We start from the raw sequence: 22,915 nt of genomic DNA, 5'->3' as shown, positions 1-22,915 counted from the left end.
ATCCTAGTGGCTTATTCAAAAAAGTAAGCCACTATGCCTCATATTGTTATTCCCGTTGAAAATATTGCTACTACCCCAGAGCCCGTTACGTGTGCTAACTGCCAAGCCTGTTGTTGCCAATTAGAAGTGCGCATAGTAACCGACACCGGCGTGCCTTTCAACTATATAGAATACGATAAATGGGGCAGCGAAGTAATGAAACGCGCTGACGACGGTTGGTGCCAAGCACTCGACCGCAATACGCTTATGTGCTCCATTTACGAAAACCGCCCATTAGTTTGCCGCGAGTTTGAAATGGCGTCGGGTGAGTGTATTACCGAGCGCGATTTAGCGGGTATATAGTCCGCTATTATAAATGTACATAAACAACAAAGGGGCTTAAAAGCCCCTTTGTTTATTGCTTACTATAAAAATTAAACTTTAAAGTAGCTAATATACTTTTTAAGTGTGTTTGAAAGGTCAGCTAATGCAACAGCTTCTTGTGCGTTACTGTTAAGCGACATGCTGGTTTCTTTGGACATACTGGCAATTTCTTCTACGCCGGTACTAATTTGCGCCACAGTGGCTACTTGGTTTGATGTTGATTCAACAATTTCAAGCACGTTACTTAATGAGTCATTAGCTTGTTGCTGTATTTGATGCAGTAGCTCGTTTGCTTCGTGAGTAAGTGTTAGGCCATTTTCTACTTGTGGTACTGTGGTTTCCATAGCTGTTACCGACGCTTGCGTGTTTTCTTGTACTTGCAAAATCATCTTTTCGATATCGCCAGTTGCATCACCAGTACGCTGGGCAAGTTGCCTTACTTCGTCAGCAACAACAGCAAACCCTCGGCCTGTTTCGCCTGCTCTTGCAGCTTCTATTGCTGCATTTAGTGCAAGCAAGTTTGTTTGATCAGAAATACTGCGGATCACACTTAAAATATCGCCAATGTGTTTTACATGTTCTTGCAGCACGTTTACTTGGGTAACTGTGGCTTTTACGGTTACTGAGATTTGCTCAATTTCGGCCGCTACTTTTTGCACTGCAATACTACCTTGCTGCGATAATTGCGCGGTTATTTTTGAGTTATCTTCTGTTTGCCTAACTGAGTCGGCTACAGCATGGATACTACGGCTCATTTCTTCTAGGCTGCTTACTGCCGAGTTTGTATAAGTTACTTGTGCGTCAGCGGCACTAAGTGCTTGCTGCGAGCCAGACGCTACGCTTGCAGAGTGAGTAGAAAGCTCTTCAGATGAGTTAATAATGCTATCTACAATGGTTTTTAATTTAGATTGCATCACCCCTACAGAAGCCATCATGCTATTTGGGCAACACGACTGTACATCACCTCTTAAGTCGCCTTGGGCAATAAGGGCAATTACTTCAGCGGCTTCTTGTGGTTCGCCACCTACTGAATTTCTGATCAGTTGGCTAATAACATACGCAACGCTTATGCCTATTAAAAAGGCAAGTGAGGTGAGCGAAATCATCCAAATTTTAAATGAACTGGCAATATCTAGAGTATCGATAGTGGTGGTTTGATTTGCTTGCTCTTGCAGGTTTATAAATTGGTTTATAACATTTAGCCACTGGGTAAACGCAGGGCGTGCATCGGTCAATAAAATGCGCTCAGCTTCGTTTAGGTTTCCTGCATTTTTAGCGTTTATAACACCTTGAATGAAAGGTTGAGTGCGCTGCTCTATTTGATTTATTTTATTAATTAAAGCGCGTTCTTCATTATTCATATTACCCATTAGCTCGGCCATAGACCGGCTTGACGTTTGGTAAAATGCGTTTAGCTCTTTTATGCTCTTTAACACGGAGCTTAAACTGCTTTGATCGGTAATTAGCACTACATCGCGCACGGCTATTGCTCTGTCGTGTACGCTGCCTCTAAAGTTAATTGCGTAACGTTGCTTTACCGAATTTACGTCGGTCATGTGGGTAATGTTATTATTAATGAGGCTAACGCGCGAAATGCCAATAATGGTTAAAATAAGCATCATTGATAAAATTACGCCAAAGCCGGTCGTTAAACGCATGTTTATGGTCATGGTTGATCCCAAGTGTGAGTCAATACGCGCAAGAGCAGCTTGTATTATTAGTGATTATTCTAAAACAATAGCAGCATTATGCCTTATTAATTAAAGTTTTATTAGCAATAAGGGATTATTTGTTAATTTAGTTTACAAGCGTAACTTTAATGAGGAGTGTTTTTCAGGCATTAAAAAAGGGGCTAAATGCCCCTTAGTGTTATATAAAAATATTATATAAAAGTAGTTAGTCGTACTTTGCTTCTAGCTCATTAGCTGTATGAAACTTCTCATGACTTTGTAATTGCTCGTCGTATTTAACGAGGTTTTTAAAGTGCGCTAATTGACCTGAGTTTTTAACTATTTCAACAATAAACGACATCATAAAGTCAGCGCCCGTTAGGGTATCGCCCACTAAATAACGTTTACCTTCAAGGCGGTCGTTAAAGTAGCTAATTACTTTAGCTGTTTCAGCGTCAGCATAGCCTTCTAAAAACTGCGTTTTAGCGCCGTCTTTTAGTACAAACATTTTAAGTAAAAGCGGTAAAATTGCTGAGCTTTCTGCAAAGTGCAGCCATTGCTGGTAGTCAACATATTCAGCGGTATCTACTTTTGGAGCAAATTTACCGTTACCGTATTTGGTAATAAGGTAGTCTGTAATAGCGCCTGATTCAGCAATAATTAAACCGCCGTCTTCAATTACCGGTGACTTACCAAGTTGATGAATATGCTTTAGTTCGTCAGGAGCTAGGAAGGTGTCTTTATTACGCTGATAAGCCACAATTTCGTAGTCAACATTTAGCTCTTCTAAAAGCCAAATTACGCGTTTAGAACGTGATTTATTTAAATGGTGTAGTTTGATCATGTCAGTCCTTTTGTGGCTTGTAAGGGCTTTGCCTTACAAGCCGTATAAAATTAAAGTGGCTTATTAATTTTAACCACAGTTTTACCAAAGTTTTTACCGCATATCATATCGTTGAACGCGTCTACTGTATTTTCGATGCCTTCTACCATGTGCTCACGGTATTGAATTTTTCCGTCTTGTAGCCATTTTTGCATGTCTTGTGCAAACTCGTCGTAACGGTCGCCGTAATCATCAAAAATGATAAAGCCTTGCATTTTAATACGCTTAGTAAGCAATTGACCCATTAGCATACCTAAACGGTCTGGGCCTTCTGGCAAGCTAGTAGCGTTATATTGCGATACTAAACCACACAATGGTACGCGCGCTGCGGTATTTAGTAATGGTAGTACGGCGTCGAATACTTTACCGCCCACATTTTCGTAGTAAACATCAATGCCTTTATCACAGGCTTTTTCTAACTGCTCTGCAAAGTCATCAGCTTTGTGATCAATACAGGCATCAAACCCTAGTTTTTCAACGGCGTGTGCACATTTTTCGCTACCACCAGCAACACCGACTACTTTACAGCCTTTAATTTTAGCTATTTGCCCAACCGTTGCACCTACTGGGCCTGTTGCTGCTGCAACAACTACGGTTTCGCCTTCTTTAGGCTGGCCAATATCAAGTAAACCCATGTAAGCAGTAAAGCCAGGCATACCCATAATACCTAATGCGTATGAAGGGTTTGCAGGCTCTTTACCTAACTGCATTAAGCCTTCACCGTCGGTAATGGCGTAGTCTTGCCAACCTGTGTAGGCAAGTACCCATTCACCGATCCTAAATTTATCGTTTTTAGACTCTTCTACTTGGCACACTGTTGCGCCAACCATTACATCGCCAATATTAACTGGGTCAGCGTACGACTTAGCATCACTCATACGACCACGCATATACGGGTCTAGTGATAGGTAAATAGTACGTAGTAAAACTTCGCCGTCTTTTAATGCAGGAAGCTCTACCGTTTTTAATTTAAAGTTTTCATCTGTTGGAGCGCCATTAGGGCGTGATTCAAGAGTAAGTTGGCGACTAGTCGTAGACATAAAAGATCTCCTATTAATATAAATAAACTACTTACCGAATGTTTACGCTTTAAAAATCGTGATCAGCTAAACAATAATGCGCGGCTAAGCAGTATGAATATGTACAATGCGTACCTTAATAAAGGAGTTTTGGGCGGGTGGTTGATAATTCAACCTTTGCGCAAATTTAATTAGAGTAATTAGTCTGCTTTGAGCTTGCTAAATATATGGTTGTTGTAAAATTGACCATTTTTATAAATGGCCTGTTTAAGCACAGCCTCTTGCTCAAAGCCACTTTTAATAAGTGCTTTCATAGAGCCGGTATTACCAGCAAACACAGCGCCAAAAATTCTGTTTAAGTGTGAGTTTGCAAACGCTTCTTCGCATATAAGTTCAATAGCGCGAGTAATAATACCTTGCCCCCAATAGGCTTTATTAAGCCAATAACCAATTTCGCCACTGTGGCTGTATTCAAATTCGCCGGGAGTTATACCAATACAGCCCGCAAATTGCCCATTTACAACAATGGCCTTAACCGTTGCATCAATTACGCCGTTTTTTGAGCCTTGGTTTATCCACCAATCAGCATCTGCTTGTGTATACGGAAACGGAATTTTTGACGATAAATAACGCGTTACCTGTTCATCATTTAAGGTGTTAATAATAAAAGGCGCGTCTTGGGCTTTAAACTCTCTGAGGGTGATCATATTTTTTCATAAATTTTTAGTATGCACACTAACTTAACAATCATTTTAACATTAAACAATCAGAACCTAAATTAAACGGTTTACGGCTATTACTTTGTTTTAAAGTCCTCTAATATAAGCAAAATATTACACCTATTTTAGATGCCATTATGCACCTTCACATTAAAGCGCTTTATAACAGCGCCCAAAAACCTAGCCGTTTAATTATTGGTTTAATGAGCGGTACCTCGTTGGACGGGCTTGATGTTGCACTGTGTAAAGTAACGGGCGCGGGCTTAAATACACACATTGAGGTTTTAAATTTTACTACTGTTGATTACAACGACGATTATAAAACTAAAATAAAGCAGGTATTTGCTAAACGAGAATGCGATTTAGAGCTTGTTACTTTACTGCACCCGTGGGTAGGTAAACTCCATGGCGATATGGTTAACCAGTGCTTAGCTAAGTGGAATATAAACCCTGCAAGTATTGATGTAATAGCAAGCCACGGGCAAACCATTTACCACTGCCCGCAGTCGCAGCATAATCACAAAAGCTTTACTAATGGCACCTTACAAATTGGCGATAGCGACCAAATAGCCGTTACTACGGGTATTACTACCATTGGTGACTTTAGGCAAAAACACATAGCCGCAGGAGGCGAGGGTGCACCACTTGCTGTGTATGGCGATTATTTGTATTTTTCGAGCGCTGTTGAGAGTCGGATTTTGCTAAATATGGGCGGCATAGCTAACTTAACGTTTTTACCCAAAAATGGTGATGCAAACGGCGTATTTAGCTCCGACATTGGCCCCGGTAATACCATTATGGATGCCTACGTACAGCAACATTTTAAAGATATGCATTATGACGATGGCGCAACAATAGCAAAAGCAGGCAAGGTAAATACACCATTACTAAATGCATTATGTAATAACGCATTTTTTAAACTCCCAATGCCTAAAACTACAGGGCCAGAGGTATTCAACTTAGCGTATTTAAACGCCGCACAGCAGCTTACAAATACTCACCATTTAAGCCATGAAGATGTAATGGCCACCTTAAATACCTTTACTGCAACCGTTATAGCAAATGCATTAAACGAGTGTGCAGAGCGCGTACAAAATTGTGTGGTGTATGCAAGTGGTGGGGGTATTCATAACCCGTTACTAATGGCGCAACTTACAGCGCTTTGCCCACTTATTAAGGCTTTTAAAAACACCGACGATTTAGGTATAAATCCCGACGCAAAAGAGGCCGTGTTATTTGCTATTTTAGCAAACGAATGCCTAGCCGGAGAGCAGCAACACCTAAGTAATACTGCACAAGGTATTGCGGGAGTGACTATGGGTAAAGTAAGTTTTGCTGATTAATAACTTATAAGTCGCGTCGCGTAATTTAAGTGCAACCAGCACTAAAACAGCGATAAAAACGTAGAGCCCATACTTGCAAAGTAGCTACGAACGCCCTGTGACTTGGTATGTTCAGTTTTTATTTGCTCAGGGATATAGCCTTGCTCAAATGCTTTAATGTACACATCGAGTTGCTGGCTTTCTTTTAAGGTCGTATTTTTTCCGTGCAGCATCATTTGCACTACAAAACACTGGCTTTGTGTAATGTTACTTAAAGTAAGATTTACAGTACCAGATTCAAGGTCTGCATTGCTCAGCGTTTTTTCAGTAAAATACTGCGCCCCACGTGCACTGGGCTGCGTTGCACTTAGTGAAATAACATCGCTCTCATTTGCGCCATCAGGCAACACACACTGCAGCGTAATGTTATGCGCAGCATTGGCTTTTAGCGATAGCTTTTCATATTCCATAGCGTGGCTCATCGCCGCAGACATAGAATCATCAAATGATTGCAGTGCAAATGTTAGTTGCACTAAGGGTGTACTCATCTTACTTAGTCTTCTTGAGTCTATTCATTTATCGGATAGAGATTATCGCGGATCAAGGTTACAGATTTATGACTAATTGCATTAATTAGTACAATTATTGAGTGGTTTGATCAAAGAGGATCTTTTTGTTCTAGGGCTGGAATTACGTGTTCAAACCTCTGTAAGATAATCTCACACGTCCAGAAATAATATAAATGCTTTATGATTTATTTTTAAAAGTACAAATAGCTTTAGTTGAGCCCGCAAGTTAATTTACGGCAGCTATGAGCGATAACCCAACGATCAATGATTACGATACCAGTTAAAGTTTACCCCTTTGTTGCCTTATTATTCTTCAGAAAGAGCTTTATATAAAATGAGGCGATAGCGATAGATTAGGTAAGTGAATCGAGCACGAAAATTTTAATTAGCAAATATACACTTATTCAATTTTTACTGTTGACTATTTAAATACCTAAAGAGATACTTGTCCCGAGTCCTAGGACTCGGGACGCGTTACTTGGAGGGTAGATGAAAAGTCAAGATGTTTTATTATTACTAAAATTGATTTCGCTGCATGTGGGGCTTGATGGGAAAGATGGTGATTCGGACATTATTCAAGTGGATGGTACTTGGGAGGATTGGGATGAAAAGGGGTTAAAACCTACTTTTACCGAAATGGATCAAATTGAAAGCCGATTTTCCTTAAGAAACTTAGAAGGTTTAACTGGGATAAGTAAATCTCAGATTAGTCTTAGCCTTAATCGGATGTATTCCGTAGGACTTGCAAAAGTAGATCGCAAACTTCAAGTACCTAAAACAAATACTAAGGCTTTGTTGGAGTTTATTGCCTATGGTATTCGATACGTTTTTCCTGCAAAAGAGGGGGTGATTGGCAGAGGGATCGCTACGTCGATAGCTGCCCCTGTTCTCAGAGGTAAGTTAATGACGTCTGGAGAGCTTCAGCCTGTATGGTCAAATCCAAGGGGTAATACTAAAGGCATGTTAATTGAGCCATTACACCCTAAAGTATTTTTAGCAGTACAGCAAGATGCCCAGTTGTACGCGATGCTAGCGTTAGTTGATGCGATAAGAATAGGCCATCCACGAGAACGAAATTTAGCACTAGAAATGCTCAATAGCATATTTAAGGTAGCCAAATGAATACAATCAACCTTCAAAAAGAGATGTTAATAAAAGTTGCTACTGCACTTGGAGATGACTTAATAAGATCAATGGTATTTGTTGGGGGTTGCACCACAGGGCTATTGGTCACTGATGAGTTTACTAAAGAGCAAATAAGGTATACCGACGATGTTGATTTGATTGTTGATATCATGGGGTATGCAGCTTGGACTGATTTGCAGGAACAACTTAAAGTGAAAGGGTTTTCTATTGACATGGGCGAGGATGTTATGTGCCGCATGATACTTGATAACCTTAAAGTTGATTTTATGCCAGTTGATGAGAAAGCGCTTGGTTTTACTAACATATGGTATAAAGACGCAGTAGCAACCGCCGAAGACTACGTGCTGAATGATGCATTAACCATTAAATTAATAACGCCAGAATATTTTGTAGCCACAAAGCTCGAAGCCTATTTAGGAAGAGGGAAGGGTGATGCTCTTTCAAGTCATGATATTGAAGATTTACTTAATATTTTCGATGGTAGAGCATCAATAGTTAATGATATTTTATCAGCCTCAGAAGACTTGAAAAATTATATTAGCGAACAGCTTAATAGTTTAATGGAAGATGGTAATTTTGAGTATGCAGTTCAGGGAACTGCTAGGAATAGTTTAGACAGAGAGCAGTTGATCTTTGAGCGTATCGAAGGCTGTATTGTGTATGGCTGACCCTTCTTCACTAAAACTGATACACCGGACTCAACAAGGATTCGAACGAGCAGAAAACAAAGATTATTTTTCGATAATAAATACTGACTTCGGTACTTGGGTATTTGTAATTGATATATCTACCTCATCAATCGCTACAACAAACCTAGCTAAAAGGTTTAGCGAACATTTCTATGCTTGCCTCCAAGGCTTACTTATAAACAGTGTTAAGCTTTTTTCAGAAAAAATAGCACAAGATAAACCTCAATTAGAGGATTATTTTGAAGACGCAGAGAAGCGTAATCAAATTATCCAACAGGCTTTCAGCGCAACTAAAAAAGAATTGAAAATAGGTATTGCCAGCTTTTTATCACTGTACCGTAATGGTAGCTCCAATAAAATTTATGGCTTCTGTGCAGGTGATTGTCGGTTAGGTTTATTCAACAATAAAAGTATTCAATGGTTATCACCTGTTCATACTGGGGCGAACCCATTGGGTAACGATTTTGAAAGTTCGATAAGCTCAGTTCCTGAACGCCATATATTAACCAAGAGTTTAAACTTAAGGCGTAAATTTGAACCTGAAACGTTTGAATTAGACTTTTCAATTGATAATATTTTTGCTTTAGCAACAGATGGCTTTTGGATGGAGTTAGATGAGGCGCAGCAGCAAAGCTTCATCAATGAACCTGATGTATGTTTGGCTGATAGAGACTTAGTTGATGATACTTCGGTATTACTTATTACCTGGTCAGCTCTAGAACAAGAGATAGAACTCAAATTTGAATGTAGTTTAACGTTTGGATTAAAGTCATCACCAAAAAAAATAGCAACACCGATAAATGAAAACCTACTGATTATTAACAGCAGAAGTCTTTAATTTATTAGGGATGTCTACAAAACAGAGAATAAGAATGAACATTAGCGATTAGCCAATTTAATAAGTGCTATTTACTAAAAAGTCATAGAAATCCACGAATGTAATTGATTTGCTAAAGTAAATACTCCGAGCTAGCTTTTACAACGACCAAATAAAAAGCAGATACCTAATTAGCATCTGCTTTTTAATTTTTAACGAAGAATATTCAATTAAGCTTGAGGTTTAATTAAGTACTTCTCGCCTGTAGCTTGTTTAGAATAAGCCGCGATTGATTGTAAATGTAATACCTCAGCTAATGACACTTCGTGCGTGTAGTTGCTTGCAAATGTAGTGGTGATTTCATCAGCAACGCGTTTGCGCATTTTCATTACTGTATCTGTGCCTAATTTACCTAAAGCATTAAATAACAAGAACCCGTTTACAGCCCAAGCAAAGCCAAAGTTACGGTTTAATGTAATAGGGCCGCGGTCTAGTGCGCCATAAATGTACACTTGTTTAAATGTATCAGAGCCGTAAATTGTGTGCTCTTTCATATCGCGCGCAGCTGCAACTTCCATACAGTTAAGAATGTCACTTGTTAGTTGGCCGCCACCAATAGGGTCGAACGCTATAGTTGCACCGGTTTCGATTATTGCAGCTGTTAGGTCAGCAAGAAAAGTGTCGTTGCTTGAGTTAACAATATATTTTGCACCCATATCGCGCAGTAATTTTTCTTGTTCTGGTTTACGAACAATATTAATTAAATCAACGCCATCGGCAATACAAATACGGTTTAGCATTTGGCCAAGGTTAGAGGCCGCTGCGGCGTGGATAATAGCTTTATGGCCTTCAGCGCGCATGGTTTCTACCATTGCTAGTGCGGTAAGTGGGTTAACAAAAGATGATGCACCTTCTCTAGCAGTGGTCCCTTCTTTTAGCTCTAGGCAACTTTGTACATTGGCACATATAAATTGACGATACGTACCGCCGCCAATTACTGCAACGGTTTTACCCATTAATGCTTGTGCGGCTGGTGATGATCCTGCTGCTACTACGGTGCCTGCGCCTTCATTACCTACAGGGGTTGCTTTTCCAACACGGGTTTTAAGTGATGGCATGAATTGCGCTGGAACATCGGCAGTAATTACTGGATTTTCATCAGTACCCGATTGCTTTGCAGTAGACATATCAGCTGCGCTGAATAAAACGCCTAAGTCTGATGGGTTTAATGGTGCAGCTTCAATGCGAATAACCACTTCATCGGCATTCGGCTTTGGCATCTCGATGTTTTTTAAGGCAAGTGTTAGTTTATTGTCTTCGCTGATAGTTGAAGTAAGTTGTATATTTTTATCTGTCATAGGTGTCCCGTGCAAAGAATTAAATTTGTTAAGCCAATCACGTTATTGTATTGGCGATACTGTATTAGTAATTAAAATTTAGAATAGATTACTTTTATAGCTACGTGTTATTTAGTGTTTGCTGCTTGAATTTGCGCTTTCACTTTTTGCATAAATTCAGCCATATTTGATTGGCGATCGGCCTCTATGCTTTGGGTAATGGCTAATTGGCTCATTGATTCGTTCCACTCTTTCATGCCGGGAACTTGTGCAAGTACATCCCAATCAAGCTGGCTTGAGCCAAAGGCGCTAACAATGGTGTTTACGTAATAAACGTAAATGTCTGCCATCGTAAATTGCTCGCCTGCAATCCAAGGCGAAAACTTACACACGCTACTCAAAGCGGTTACGCCACGCGTTAATACTTGGCGTACTTCGGCTTTAGTTGTTTCAGGTACTTTAGCGCCTGAAAATACATAAGGGATAAACCGTCTGCTTGGCAGTTCAAAATAAAGCTCTGCCATTTTCATAATTTGACGTATAACTGCGCGCTCACCTGCATCTTCAGGATATAGCGGGGTTTGTGGGTACGACTCTTCTATAAAGTCGCAAATAACACTCGACTCAGAAATATTAAGGCCATTAGCTGTTGTGATTGCAGGCACTTTGCCTGCAGAGCTGATTGCTAGTAACTCTTCACTACCGCCGTAAACAAGGTGTTCTTTAAATGGCAGTTGTTTGTGTAAAAGTACATGTTTAACTAGGTTGTAATAGTTGCTAGCAGCAAAACCGTGCAAAGTAATCATAAGTCAGCTTTCCATCATTAACGTGAAGATACTCATTGCCAAAAAATGCAATTTAAGTCCCTGTCTTTAGGTTGAGTACATTATTACTTGTTTTAATTTGCTTATATATAGGGGAAAATGCGAATCACTTTTGTCTTTAAGACAATAAAGCATTTTATTTAATGGAGAGGCAACTTGGATCAACTAAAAGCCATACGGTATTTTATTAAGGTGGTTGAAACGGGCAGTTTTACTAAAGCCGCCAAAGCTTTTGATGTGCCGCCTTCGTCGTTGTCACGGCGAGTTGCTGATTTAGAAAAAAGCCTAGGGGCGACGCTTTTAAAGCGTTCGACCCGCATAGTTAAATTGACCGAAGTTGGGCAAATTTACTATAACGATGTTCAGCAAATATTAAATCAGCTAGAGCAAAGCCACGAAACTGTACGCAGTTATCAAACAACACCAATGGGGCGATTATGTATAAGCTCAATGGTGAGTTTTGGTGACAAAATATTACTGCCTTTGCTTGATGAATTTAGCGCGCTATACCCCGAAATTATATTAGATGTTAGCTTAAGTGATGAGCTGTCGACACTTGGGCGTGACGATGTTGATATTGCTATTCGCGGTGGCTATGCGCCAAATGAGCGCGTGTTGGCAATAAAACTGATGGATAACGGCTTTATTCCTGTTGCGTCACCCTGCTACCTACAAAAATACGGTGTGCCTACTAATGTTATGGAATTAAAGGACCACAGTGGCCTTTATTTTAAAACGCCAGCGGGGCCAACGCCTTGGTTATGTAAAGTGGATGAGCAATGGCACGACGTTTCTGGGCCTGCGGTCGCTATTTCAAATAACGGATCGTGGCTCGCTAAAAAAGCGTGTAATGGCGAGGGCATTTTAATGTCAACTCGGTGGGCGCTCGATTCATACCTTGAGTCTGGCCAGTTGCAAGAGCTTAAGTTTGAGCATGAATTAGCGATAAGCCAAAATGCGACTATGGCGGTTTATTTGTTGTATCAAAAGCAGCGTTATTTAGTACCAAAGGTAAAAGCGGCGGTCGACTTTTTAGTACAAAGAATAAAAGAAACAAATGAAGAGTAATGAGCGAGCAGAATAGCGCTTAAGAGTCAGGTGGGTAGTAGATAAATAGAGTGGTGAATTGGTGAATTGTCGGATGGCGCTGCGCTTATCCGACCTACGCTTATTCGATTTAGATTTATGCTTATTTAATTTATTAATGGGTTGTTTGTATAAATAATAGGTAAAAAACGTCTCCTTAAGCTAAAGCTTTTAATGCTGCGTCCGATAAATTACTTAACAGGGTTTAGCGATTAAGGATAATCATGGTTAATAATGCACTTGGCAGCCAGTCTAATTTAAGCACTTTACTTGCCCAATCAGTTAATAACGCTAACCAAACCTCTGTGAGTCCTTCGCTACTAACCGGTAGCGACCTTCAAGCTATTAATGATTTACAAACTAACGCCCCCAAAATATCCGATGAATTATTAAGCCAGCTAAATAACGAAACTATTGACGAAGCACTAGCCAGTAATCAAAAAGTAGAGGACGTTTTAAAGCAGCAACTTACCTCGTTATTTACTATTTCAAGCACGCCCAGCATGCTTAACTATAAACTCTCCGATGAAGAACTCGCCCTGCGCACCGTAATAAGCTCTCAGCATGAGGGGTTATTAAAAAACGAAAATAGCACCCAATTAATTGAGCGATTAAATACGTCGGTTAAAAATATTCAGGGTGCTTATGCTAATACCAGCGATATTTTATCGAGTTTAGGTCAGCTTGGACATGAGCAAAAAACGTTTTTAGCCTCAAGTCAGCAACGTGTAGATCGCTCACTTAATCCATACATGGAAAGCCTTAATCGCGCAAAATACGAGGATGACGATAACTACCTGTTTGAGCTCTCGGTAAAAACTAAAGAAGGTGATGTTATAAACATTACCTTTAACTCATCGCAAGGGTACGATGAAAAAACAGGTGAAGCGATAGATGGCTTTGGCATAAGTTACGAAGTTAATGGCAATTTATCTGAGGCTGAACATGCGGCTTTAACGCAGGTTATGGCGGGTGTTGGTGAAATGGCCGATGAATTTTTTAAAGTGAGCGAAAATTCATTCAACCCTCTTATAGTGCCAAATCAAACAGACATGAGCTTAGATTTTTTAGCGGGCTTTAATAGTGAACAGTTAGCCGGTTTTAATGTGTCGTTTTCGACAACGCAAAATGATGCGCTTGATACTGCAGAGAATACTCTTGATTTAAGTTACTCCATTGATGAAGCATCAAACCAACAAGCACTTGTGTTTAAAGCCGCAGGTGGGCAAAACGACATTGATTTTGCACTCGATATGTCAACCATTAGCGCTAAAGACACACAGCAAATGCAGCAATATTTAGCGTCGCTCGATCAAAGCTTAGAAGATAGCCGAGTAAACAGTACCCAGGACGATAAAGAGTCGGCATTTGGGCGCAAAGGCGATGAGGCAATGCAGCAAGGTTTTGCATTGTTTAAAGGCGCTTTTGCGAGTATGTCGTCGGCTGCTGAGCGTTATAGCAATTTGGAGTCACTTGCAGAACAGCACTTTAATGACGGGCGCGCCATGGTTGCCGATTTGGTTGATAACATGATTACAAACGATGTCCGTTACCAAGGGCTAGGTAATAAAGCGCCGAATACATTAGGAGCGGGGATTTCTAAGCTCGCTGATTTTGATGCTACATTTTCTTATGGGCTGGATAATGGCGACTATCAGCCTAAAAGTACCATTGAACTAAGCCAATTAACGGAACAAGCCCAATTAGGGGAGCTTAGCGGTGTAACGCAAAGTAAAAATGTAAGTAGCCATTTTGATTATCAATACAGTCGCCCTGATTACTACAACAAAGAAGAGAGTTATAACGTAGGGTCTGCGGTTAAAAATAAAGAACTTGTGGGGCTCGATCAGTCTCACGAGGTTGATGTTGATACAAAAATGTATGCGTTTAACCCGCAAACTAACCAATATGAGCTGCAAATGGCGATGCAAGAGCAAACAGTTAGTAAAAGCGACATTCGCTTAATTGACGATATTTGGCTTGAAGAAAACGAAAACAGCTACTCAATGCATAAAAAAGAGCGCGATGAGAGTGATGACAAGCAAGATGATTTTATAGAAACAAACCGTCACTCACACACCAAGCTTGTTACCTTAATTGGTGACTTAGATAAGTTAGCCGAGAATAAAGACGTAAGGAGAGAATATTTAACTAACTTATCGCAAGTTAACTTTTTTATGGATAAAAAGTAACGCTTTAGAGTTGTTCACTCCACACTCAATATTGGGTATAGTCGTTTAATACCTAAATTAATACCTAAATTAAGAGTAACCTTATGTTTAAACAATTAATTTTACTGTGCGCTTTAAGCATGCCGCTTGTAAGCTGCGCTGCTACAGCGCCATTTTCGGGCGAGATAAGTACGCAAGCACTGCTAAGCGACTACGACAAGTTTAACGAGCAATACAAGGCGTATACGCCAACGGCGCAAGATATAGCGCTAATGCAAAAGCTAGAAGGCAAAGAGCTTATTGTATTATTTGGAACGTGGTGCCACGACAGTGAGCGCGAAGTGCCAAAACTCATTAAGTTAATTGATGCATCGAAAGTACAACTTGCAAGCATTGACTATGTGGCCGTAGGTTACAACAAGCAAGACGATGCAGGCATTGCACAGGCTCACGACTTACAATACACACCTACGTTTATTGTTAAGCAAAATGGCAAAGAGTTAGTACGCGTAATTGAAAAGCCAACGGGTACGTTAGCGCAAGATTTAACGCAGGGTTTGTAAGGCCTATTCTTATGTTATGGCAATTCAATTAAAAGGATGTATAAAGCTTGGCTTTCTTTGATTTGTTGCTAATTATAGCCTGTCATTTAACGTCAATTAGGTAAGCGTTATGTGAGCACCAACCCGCGATTTTATTTATAATTAATATGGATATTTATGAAGTGCAAAAAGTGTAAGTCAGGAATTACCTCCCCAATAGTTAAAACGACAAATATTAACGGGACTCCAATCGCGTCATCATCTTGCCCGGTGTGCGATGAAAATTTAGATGGTTCAAAAAGATATTGGGTTTTATTAATTATTTTACTTATCGGCATTGGTGTAGCATCAAGGTATTTTTCTTAACCCTGGTTATATTACCCACACATGTGAATGAGCAAGATTTTGGTTTTGATTATTAGTCTTTTATTTTATCCGACTGATTTAGTCTTTTACTTAAAAGTTATGTGACTTATGAAATTAATGCGAACTGAAAAAGTTCAATTGTGGTTTATGATAAATGCCAACAAATTGTATGTAGCTGCCGCTGTTTTTGGTGCTATTTTTGTCTTGATTTGGGGGGATGCTTCTCAATGGAAATACGAGGAAGATAAAAATCACTTCAGCACCTTTTTTTCATCCATTGATAGCCGAATTAGTTTTGTAAGGCATGGTTATTCAGGTACCAGTTTAAGAGTTGTTGTGAATTTTGATGCCGAAGGACTCACTTTGGATGAAATCAAAAATATAACTCCAAAATATAAACATTTGATTCTTGAGCGCATTTGCAATGATTTAGAGAGTTTGAAAGTTTTAGAAGACGGCTACTATTTTGATGTGGATTTAAGGGATACCAGCTCTGAACACATGTTTAAAAATTATTTTAATTTAATAGTAAAGCATGAAAGGTGTATCACGTAAGACAAGTGAGTTTTAACTTAGCTAATTGGCATTAGAAAGACTAAAGGGCTCAAATTTTGACTTAAAAGATTAAACTTTATGTAAATTTGCTACTGGTGCCTTACTACTTACAGATTGCGAGCATTATTCACTAAACAAGCTTTTTTCGAATGCTTGCGCAGCATGCGAAGACGGTCTGTCTTTATAATGTAGTTGATACAGTGGCCGAGAGAGTTGCTCGTTATTTTTTTGGCTCAGGCGTGTTAATTTACCAAGCTGTACTAAATCCTCAGTGACTACATTAGGCAATAAAGCAACGCCCATACCTTGTGCTACCGCCCTTGCTATTGCTTCGTTACTTCCGAGTTGCATACTATTTTTTGCTGTAATGCCATGTTGCTGTAGTAATTTAACCGAGACCTCTAAAGTGCCCGAGCCTGGTTCGCGCAGTAGCCAAAACTGTTTGTTTAACCATGGTTTTAAGTCTTTCGTGGGCTTAAAGTTACTGGGTATAACTACACTCATTAAATCGTTTTGCCAGTGCTTACTTATAATATGTGGCTCGGTTGGTGTGCCTTCAACCAGTGCTAAATCGATAGTGCATTCTAGTAGGGCGTGCTCAATTTGCGCGGTATTGGCAACTTGTACTTCTACTTTTATATGGGGGTATTGTGCGCAAAAATTGGCTAAATAGGGCGGTAGCCAATAACTGGCAATGGTTGTACTAGTGCCAATAACGAGTGTGCCGCGCTTAAGCCCTGTACGTGATTTAATATCTTCAATGGCTGCTTTTTCAATAGCAAAAATACTACGAGCATGTTCAAAAAGCGCTTGTCCGCCTTCACTTAAGGTGAGTTTTTTACCCTTAGATGCGCGTTCAATAAGTTGTATATTTAGCTGATACTCAAGCTCTTTTAAAGCTTTAGATACAGCCGGTTGGCTTATAAAAAGTGCCTCAGCTGCGGCTGAAAAGCTGCCTAATTTAGCAACTGTATGAAACACCCGTAGTGCATGCAAGTTCATTGTGCCTCTCAAATCACATAACCTTAAGTTATCGAATCATGATTTTAATGTATTGGAGTTATATTTGCGCTTTCTTAAAATGAAGTCAATTAATTACGATGACTTTATTAAGGGATGACTATGCTTAGTGCAATTAAAGATATGCCACAGCTTTTTAGTATTAATACTAAGCAGTATACCAACTCGCGTTGGTGGCTAGGAATGCTATTAGTTATTGTTTTAGCGGGTGTTGCTGTTGCGCTGAGTAAGTTGCCGGTAATGCAAAGTGCCCAGTTTAGCTCCTTAACTATTGGTATTGTGCTAGGCATTATTGTAGGTAACAGTGTGTTTTCGCGCATTGCGACTCATACCGATGTGGGTGTTGATTACGCTAAAAGTATTTTACTCAAAGCGGGTATTATTTTATTTGGGTTTAGAATTACCTTTGCACAGGTAGCAGGCGTTGGCTGGAGTGGATTGCTAACCGACATTGTTATGCTCAGCGGTACGTTTATATTAGCAATGCAGCTTGGTAAACGTGTATTTAAACTTGATGAGCAAACAGTAATATTAATTGGTGCAGGTAGCTCTATTTGTGGCGCAGCAGCTGTAATGGCAACCGAGCCTGTAATAAAAGCGCAGGCGCATAAAGTATCGGTAGCTGTAGCAACGGTGGTGGTATTTGGTACGTTGAGTATGTTTGCCTACCCAATCATGTTTGAGTATATGGGGCTGAGTGAGCACGCATATGGTATTTTTGTAGGTTCAACCATTCATGAAGTAGCGCAAGTGGTAGCAGCGGGTACAGCTGTAAGCGCCAATGCTGCAGATACCGCCGTTATAGAAAAAATGCTACGCGTGATGATGCTTGCGCCGTTTTTAGTCACTTTATCGTTTTGGCAAAGTAAAAAAAGAGTAAAGGCAGGTAATACTATAAGTAATGAGGATAATAAATCAGGTATTAGTATTCCTTGGTTTGCGGTGTTATTTATTGTGGCAAGTGGTGTGCATTCACTCTCTATTATTCCTCAAGTGGCTACAAGCGCAGTTGTTTGGTTTGATAATATATTACTCACCATTGCGATGGTGGCTTTGGGTTTACGCACACATGTTGGGGCAATTCGCCAAGCGGGTATTAAGCCACTGTTACTGGCGCTGTGCTTGTTTTTGTTTTTAACATTGGGTGGTTACGCTATTAATATAGGCATTGCTGAGCTGTTTTAAACGTTACTTGGTAAAAGTTGATTGGCGGCTTAAATTGGCCAATCAACTTCGTTTACGTTATCGAGCTGTGTGCTGGTATTTTTATTGCCTTGCCATTTATTAGTGTAAACAGCGTGCGGGTCAAACTGTAACGTTTGTTTTTCAATATTAAAGTGCCTACCACCACGCGGATCTACGCCTACACCTGCTATATATTGCCAATTACCCCAATTAGCGGCTACATCGTAATCAATAAGTTGTTGCTCAAAATAGGCTGCGCCATAACGCCAATCAAGACCAAGTTCGTTCACTAAGCAGCTCGCTGCAATTTGCCTTGCACGGTTTGATATGTAACCCGTAGCGTTTAGCTCGTTCATAATCGCATTTACTAATGGGTAGGGTGTTGAGCCATTACACCACGCAGCAAAGCGGTTTGGCATAAATGTAGTAAGGGGTTTTGTTTGCTTTTGGCCTTTAAAGCTAAACAGGCTTTTACCTGCCTTAAGTGCATGCCATTTAAAATACTCTCGCCATAGCAATTCAAATTTAATCCAGTAAGTAGACTCGTTTGTTATTTGACTATGTTCGTACGCCTCAACTGCTTTATAAACTTGCCGCGCACTTACACAACCTAAAGCAAGCCAGGTACTAAATTTTGTGGTGTTATTAAAGCCATCAAGCTCGTTTCGAGTTATTTTATAAGTACTTGGTAGTAAACCTGAAAAGTATTGCTTTAAATGTGTTTGCGCACTTTTAAACCCGCCATGCATTACGCCATTATTTGCTATACGCTCTAAAGGTTTTTTAGCGCACAAGGTTATTGGCTGAGGGAGCAAACCGTTTGGTAATGTTGAAAGTGAAATGGGGCTAGTGGCGGCCTCTACCTTTTTACGAAACGGGGTAAAGTGTTTAGGTAATTCGCTTAAATCAAACGGTAGGTCACTTTGTTTAAAGAGCGTGTCTTGCTGCGACCCTGCAAATTTAGTATTAGGGCAATGTGCTTTGAGTAAGTTTATTTGGCGTTGCTCGTACAGGCCAAATTGCTCGCTGTATACAACTTCATCAATATTTTGCTCATTAATACGCGCTTTCAAAAGCGATACAGGTTCGCCTTCAAGTACATGCAGTGTTTGCCCGCGCTCAATAAGTGCTTGTTGGAGTTCATACAAGCTTTGCATTAAAAACTGCTGTTTATGCACGCCATACGGCTTTTGTTGATAGTTATTATTTTTAAACCAGTGCGGGTTTATAACAAATACAATATCGAGCGCGCATTGCTCAGTAGCAAGTTCGCTTAAAATAGGGTTGTCGGTTAGACGTAAATCGTTTTGTAGCCAATATAAAATGCGTTTGCTCATAGGTTTACTCAGGTTTTTGTAATCATTAACTTTACGAAGCAAAAGCGGGTAGGGATTAGTTTTGAGGTTTTTAAGAGGGTTTTAAAAAGAGGCGGCAAATAATACCGCCTCCTTGAATGTTAAATAGCCGATTTTTGTTTTTCTATCCAATCGTTTATTACGTCTTCTAATACTTCCATAGGCAGCGAGCCTTGGCCTATAACGGTGTCGTGAAAGCTGCGAATATCAAACTTAGCACCTAGCTCTTTTTCGGCTTTTGCACGCAGTTCGCGTATTTTTATTTCACCCATTTTGTACGAAAGCGCTTGGCCAGGCCATGAAATATAACGATCTATTTGATCCTCCACCGCGCTTTGTGGCAATGCAGTGTGATCTGCTAAGTAGTCAATTGCCTTTTGGCGGCTCCAGCCAAATGCATGAATACCGGTATCAACAACAAGCCTCACAGCACGCCACATTTCGTAACCTAAACGACCAAAGTCGCTGTATGGGTCTTGATAAAAGCCGGCTTCTTTACCTAAACGTTCGGTGTAAAGTGCCCAACCTTCGCCAAATGCTGAGTGGCTAAGTGTGCGTCTAAACTGAGGTACATCTAACTCCATTGCAATAGCGTTTTGTAAATGGTGCCCTGGTATTGCTTCGTGTAGGCTTAGTGCTTCTAAATTATACAAAGGCTGTAGCTTAGGTGTTGAGGCTAAAAAGTAAGTACCCGGTGAGCGATTATCAGCCGGTGGCATATAAAACGCGCCACGACTCGCTGAGCCTTTTATTGTAAAGGTGTTACGCGGTAAATGATTAAAGTAGGTTGGTAATTTGCCATACATTTTTTGCGTAATAAAGGCTGTTTTTTCAAGTAAGTCTTGTGCGTCTGTTGCGTAAAATTGCTCATCGGTTGCTAAAAATTCTAAAAACTCAGCATAAGTGCCATCAAAACCTACTTTATCAATAATGCTTTGCATCTGCGCTTTAATACGCGCGACTTCTTTTAAGCCAAGCTCATGAATTTTCTTTGGTGTGGCATTGGTTGTGGTGTAGTAATTAACTGCATATTTGTAATACTCAAGCCCGCCTTTAACGCTTGCAATACCCGGCTGGGCTCTACAGTTAGGCATGTAATCGTTTTCAAAAAAGTCGTAAAAGTGCTGATAAGCAGGGACTACTTTTGAGCTGATTAAGGCCTTTGCTTTATTTTGGTATGTGGCTTTTTGCTCTGCTGTAAACGTTTTTGGTATACGTGTAAAGGGCTCGTAAAGGGCACTGTTTTCAGGTTGCTTAACAATATGCGCGCTAATGCTTTGGCTGTAATTTTCAAAGGTTTTGCAGTAATGAGTAAAGCCTGTTTTTATACCTTCTTTCATTAAATCAATATTTTGCTGATTAAAGCGAGGGTAGTCGGCAAGGCTTACTAAAAATGCGTTGTAGTCATCGGGTGTTAAAAATGCCATGTTAGCGGGGGCTTCGGCAAAATAAGTATGCCAGCCACTTAAAAAATTAACCGGAAAATACTTATCTTGAAAAAGGTAACTTTGCTGCTCGGTTTCTCGCTCATATTTAAATAAGCGGTAGTTCATTAGCTGCTCGTTGTTGAGCGTTTTTGGGTCAATGCTGGCTAAGTTTTTTAGTACGTTGTTGTTATAAGCTTGGCGCTTTGCAATGGCTTGCTCGCTCCAATTTGGCAAAGTACCGTTTGGCTTCCAGCCGTCTGGGTCGGTACGAAAAAATATTTTTTCAGCTTTTGCGTTTTGCCAATGGTTATCAATAATGGTTTTTAAATCTGCATTGCTATCGGCTGCGCTCGGCAGTGATGCTACAGCTAAGCAAATAGCTAAAATTGTTTTTTTAAACATATTATTCTCATTTTTAGCGCGTTAATTTTTATTAGTTTACGCACATGTGTCATTTTTGTTTCTAAGATAATAACAAGTTAACCTTATTAATGCGCTTAATTTCACAACCAGTACCTCTTGCTTTTACTTTTTGATTGAACAAATTTCACCGCTGAAGTGAGTGGGCCACTAGTTTATTGTTTTATCAGCGTTTAGAATGATTAAAACTAATTACAATAAAAGACCGTCATGTTTAATAAAGTAATAACGCTGATTGATGAAGCTAATAACCAAGACCCTAATACTGAGCAGCACAATGGAGAAAGTTTTCCAAAAGAGTATTTATACTCACAGCGTATGAGCGAAATGCTAACTCGCTTTAAACCTGATGCCGATGCACTCATGCAAATTGCAGTGCGTGCACAGCATATTCAGCGTTGGAAATCGCCACGTAGCGACTTTGAAATGAACAAGCAGGGTTATCATCAATGGCGTAGCGCACTTTATATTTTTCATGCGTCACTAGCCGTTGAATTAATGAAACAAGCTGGGTTTAACGATACTGACCAAAACCGTGTTTATAACGCTGTTGCTAAAAAAGATATTAAGCGCAATCCAGATAGCCAATTAGTTGAAGATGTAGCAAGTTTGGTGTTTATTGAACACTACATGCTTGGGTTTGCCAGTGCAAAACCAGATTACAATGAAGAAAAATGGATTGGTATTATTCGCCGCACATGGCAAAAAATGTCAGATGAAGCCCATGAGTTTGTACTTACAGGTAATATTACATTACCAACGCCGCTTGTTGGGCTTATTCATAAAGCGCTTGAGTAAAGTAGTGTAAGCTAGGTATTAAAATAAAAAGGATTTTTAGAATGTTTTGCCCACGTACAAATGCCTCTCTTGAGCCGTTATTAATTGGCGGTATTACTGTTTACACTTCAGTGCAAGGCGGCGTATTTTTTGATAACAGCCAAATTTTTAAATTTAGCTCGCCAGAGCTAAAGCATGGTCAGGTGTTGCTAAAGCATTTGAGTGAACATAGCGAGAGTGAACATAGCGAGAGTGAATACGATGTATCGCTACGAATTAATTGCCCAAAGTGCAAAAAAATTGTAATGATGCGCAGGTATTTTTCGCCAGTAAAGGCCGTCGAAATAGATGAATGCCCAGGCTGTGCAGGAATATGGCTTGATAGCGGCGAGCTGGCAAAAATACACGAAAACCATTTAACACCTAAAGAGCGAAAGCTATTAGCTCATGAAATGGCAACCAATCATGGCTTTATAACTATTAAATCACCTACTTCTAGGTTTACGCCAACTAATAAAAATAAAAATGCACATGAAGCCACGGTGGAGAACTTAGTGCGCTTAGCTTTGCTTGGTTTGTAACTCTTAATAACATATTAAAACAAAAACGGCGTACTAAAAAGTACGCCGTTTTTATTGTAATAAACTAACTCT

22 protein-coding genes are annotated in these 22,915 nt (G+C 39.9%); 12 read left to right on the top strand and 10 right to left on the bottom strand.

Annotated features, from left to right (window positions below; genetic code table 11):
* Nucleotides 1–33: 33 nt before the first annotated feature.
* Complete coding sequence (locus tag AAEY62_RS15420; RefSeq protein ID WP_032827102.1) at nt 34–342, top strand: YkgJ family cysteine cluster protein; 309 nt, start codon at nt 34–36, stop codon at nt 340–342.
* Between the two features lie 71 nt (nt 343–413).
* Here AAEY62_RS15420 and AAEY62_RS15415 read toward each other — a convergent pair whose 3' ends face one another.
* The 4 genes from AAEY62_RS15415 to AAEY62_RS15400 all read right to left on the bottom strand — a co-directional run bounded on the left by AAEY62_RS15415 (nt 414) and on the right by AAEY62_RS15400 (nt 4,642).
* Nucleotides 414–2,033: a methyl-accepting chemotaxis protein gene (locus AAEY62_RS15415; RefSeq protein ID WP_024591161.1), complete on the bottom strand. Its 1,620-nt coding sequence runs from the start codon at nt 2,031–2,033 to the stop codon at nt 414–416.
* A 226-nt stretch (nt 2,034–2,259) separates the two neighbouring features.
* Nucleotides 2,260–2,877 carry a glutathione S-transferase family protein gene (locus AAEY62_RS15410; RefSeq protein WP_010554991.1) on the bottom strand — a complete coding sequence of 206 codons (618 nt, stop codon included), beginning with the start codon at nt 2,875–2,877 and terminating at the stop codon, nt 2,260–2,262.
* Between the two features lie 50 nt (nt 2,878–2,927).
* Nucleotides 2,928–3,956 (bottom strand): NADPH-dependent curcumin/dihydrocurcumin reductase, encoded by a 1,029-nt coding sequence (curA, locus tag AAEY62_RS15405; RefSeq protein WP_010554990.1) that lies wholly within the window; start codon nt 3,954–3,956, stop codon nt 2,928–2,930.
* A 179-nt stretch (nt 3,957–4,135) separates the two neighbouring features.
* Nucleotides 4,136–4,642 (bottom strand): GNAT family N-acetyltransferase, encoded by a 507-nt coding sequence (locus AAEY62_RS15400; RefSeq protein ID WP_024591162.1) that lies wholly within the window; start codon nt 4,640–4,642, stop codon nt 4,136–4,138.
* A 149-nt stretch (nt 4,643–4,791) separates the two neighbouring features.
* Between AAEY62_RS15400 and AAEY62_RS15395 the strand changes: the two genes are divergently transcribed.
* The gene (locus tag AAEY62_RS15395; RefSeq protein ID WP_350635296.1) at nt 4,792–5,997 is read left to right on the top strand and encodes an anhydro-N-acetylmuramic acid kinase; all 1,206 of its coding nucleotides are present in this window, start codon (nt 4,792–4,794) and stop codon (nt 5,995–5,997) included.
* A gap of 41 nt (nt 5,998–6,038) precedes the next feature.
* On the opposite strand, the gene AAEY62_RS15390 is transcribed toward AAEY62_RS15395, so the two are convergent.
* Complete coding sequence (locus AAEY62_RS15390; protein ID WP_010554987.1) at nt 6,039–6,524, bottom strand: hypothetical protein; 486 nt, start codon at nt 6,522–6,524, stop codon at nt 6,039–6,041.
* Nucleotides 6,525–7,034: 510 nt separating this feature from the next.
* Here AAEY62_RS15390 and AAEY62_RS15385 point away from each other — a divergent pair.
* Genes AAEY62_RS15385 through AAEY62_RS15375 form a run of 3 tightly spaced genes read left to right on the top strand, consistent with a single transcriptional unit; the run spans nt 7,035 to nt 9,218 of the window.
* On the top strand, nt 7,035–7,667 hold the full coding sequence (locus AAEY62_RS15385) for a hypothetical protein (RefSeq protein WP_024591164.1): 633 nt from the start codon (nt 7,035–7,037) through the stop codon (nt 7,665–7,667).
* On the top strand, nt 7,664–8,359 hold the full coding sequence (locus tag AAEY62_RS15380) for a hypothetical protein (protein WP_024591165.1): 696 nt from the start codon (nt 7,664–7,666) through the stop codon (nt 8,357–8,359). Before AAEY62_RS15385 ends, AAEY62_RS15380 begins: the two co-directional genes overlap by 4 nt.
* Nucleotides 8,352–9,218 (top strand): hypothetical protein, encoded by an 867-nt coding sequence (locus tag AAEY62_RS15375; RefSeq protein WP_024591166.1) that lies wholly within the window; start codon nt 8,352–8,354, stop codon nt 9,216–9,218. The genes AAEY62_RS15380 and AAEY62_RS15375 overlap by 8 nt, the downstream gene beginning before the upstream one ends.
* A 209-nt stretch (nt 9,219–9,427) precedes the next feature.
* Here the strand turns inward: AAEY62_RS15375 and AAEY62_RS15370 are convergent, their stop codons facing one another.
* Both AAEY62_RS15370 and AAEY62_RS15365 read right to left on the bottom strand, forming a co-directional pair.
* A complete protein-coding gene (locus AAEY62_RS15370) occupies nt 9,428–10,555 on the bottom strand; it encodes a zinc-binding dehydrogenase (protein ID WP_350603870.1) in 1,128 nt (375 codons plus the stop codon).
* 107 nt (nt 10,556–10,662) lie between these two features.
* Nucleotides 10,663–11,340, bottom strand: coding sequence for a glutathione S-transferase family protein (locus tag AAEY62_RS15365; protein ID WP_350635294.1), 678 nt, complete (start codon nt 11,338–11,340; stop codon nt 10,663–10,665).
* 174 nt (nt 11,341–11,514) lie between these two features.
* Here AAEY62_RS15365 and AAEY62_RS15360 point away from each other — a divergent pair, with 174 nt between their 5' ends.
* The 4 genes from AAEY62_RS15360 (at nt 11,515) to AAEY62_RS15345 (ending at nt 16,078) form a co-directional block, all read left to right on the top strand.
* Entirely contained in the window at nt 11,515–12,426 is a 912-nt protein-coding gene (locus tag AAEY62_RS15360; RefSeq protein WP_350635292.1) for a LysR family transcriptional regulator, read from the top strand.
* A 242-nt stretch (nt 12,427–12,668) separates the two neighbouring features.
* On the top strand, nt 12,669–14,636 hold the full coding sequence (locus tag AAEY62_RS15355; protein WP_350635290.1) for a hypothetical protein: 1,968 nt from the start codon (nt 12,669–12,671) through the stop codon (nt 14,634–14,636).
* An 83-nt stretch (nt 14,637–14,719) separates the two neighbouring features.
* A complete protein-coding gene (locus tag AAEY62_RS15350) occupies nt 14,720–15,178 on the top strand; it encodes a thioredoxin family protein (protein WP_188161904.1) in 459 nt (152 codons plus the stop codon).
* Between the two features lie 453 nt (nt 15,179–15,631).
* Nucleotides 15,632–16,078 carry a hypothetical protein gene (locus AAEY62_RS15345; protein ID WP_182692302.1) on the top strand — a complete coding sequence of 149 codons (447 nt, stop codon included), beginning with the start codon at nt 15,632–15,634 and terminating at the stop codon, nt 16,076–16,078.
* 123 nt (nt 16,079–16,201) lie between these two features.
* Here AAEY62_RS15345 and AAEY62_RS15340 read toward each other — a convergent pair whose 3' ends face one another.
* Nucleotides 16,202–17,080 carry a LysR family transcriptional regulator gene (locus AAEY62_RS15340; RefSeq protein WP_350635288.1) on the bottom strand — a complete coding sequence of 293 codons (879 nt, stop codon included), beginning with the start codon at nt 17,078–17,080 and terminating at the stop codon, nt 16,202–16,204.
* A 120-nt stretch (nt 17,081–17,200) separates the two neighbouring features.
* Here AAEY62_RS15340 and AAEY62_RS15335 point away from each other — a divergent pair, with 120 nt between their 5' ends.
* A complete protein-coding gene (locus AAEY62_RS15335; protein ID WP_024592107.1) occupies nt 17,201–18,283 on the top strand; it encodes a YeiH family protein in 1,083 nt (360 codons plus the stop codon).
* Nucleotides 18,284–18,312: 29 nt separating this feature from the next.
* Here the strand turns inward: AAEY62_RS15335 and AAEY62_RS15330 are convergent, their stop codons facing one another.
* Both AAEY62_RS15330 and AAEY62_RS15325 read right to left on the bottom strand, forming a co-directional pair.
* Nucleotides 18,313–19,620 carry a DASH family cryptochrome gene (locus AAEY62_RS15330; protein WP_024591174.1) on the bottom strand — a complete coding sequence of 436 codons (1,308 nt, stop codon included), beginning with the start codon at nt 19,618–19,620 and terminating at the stop codon, nt 18,313–18,315.
* A 119-nt stretch (nt 19,621–19,739) separates the two neighbouring features.
* Complete coding sequence (locus tag AAEY62_RS15325; protein WP_024591175.1) at nt 19,740–21,467, bottom strand: DUF885 domain-containing protein; 1,728 nt, start codon at nt 21,465–21,467, stop codon at nt 19,740–19,742.
* A gap of 228 nt (nt 21,468–21,695) precedes the next feature.
* On the opposite strand from AAEY62_RS15325, the gene AAEY62_RS15320 reads away from it, so the two are divergent.
* Both AAEY62_RS15320 and AAEY62_RS15315 read left to right on the top strand, forming a co-directional pair.
* Entirely contained in the window at nt 21,696–22,283 is a 588-nt protein-coding gene (locus tag AAEY62_RS15320) for a DUF4202 domain-containing protein (protein WP_024591176.1), read from the top strand.
* Nucleotides 22,284–22,324: 41 nt separating this feature from the next.
* Nucleotides 22,325–22,843, top strand: coding sequence for a TFIIB-type zinc ribbon-containing protein (locus tag AAEY62_RS15315; protein ID WP_024591177.1), 519 nt, complete (start codon nt 22,325–22,327; stop codon nt 22,841–22,843).
* Nucleotides 22,844–22,915 lie beyond the last annotated feature (72 nt).

Source organism: Pseudoalteromonas sp. GW168-MNA-CIBAN-0100 (assembly GCF_040309225.1).
Classification (GTDB): domain Bacteria; phylum Pseudomonadota; class Gammaproteobacteria; order Enterobacterales; family Alteromonadaceae; genus Pseudoalteromonas; species Pseudoalteromonas arctica.
This window is presented reverse-complemented; position numbering and strand designations above follow the sequence as displayed.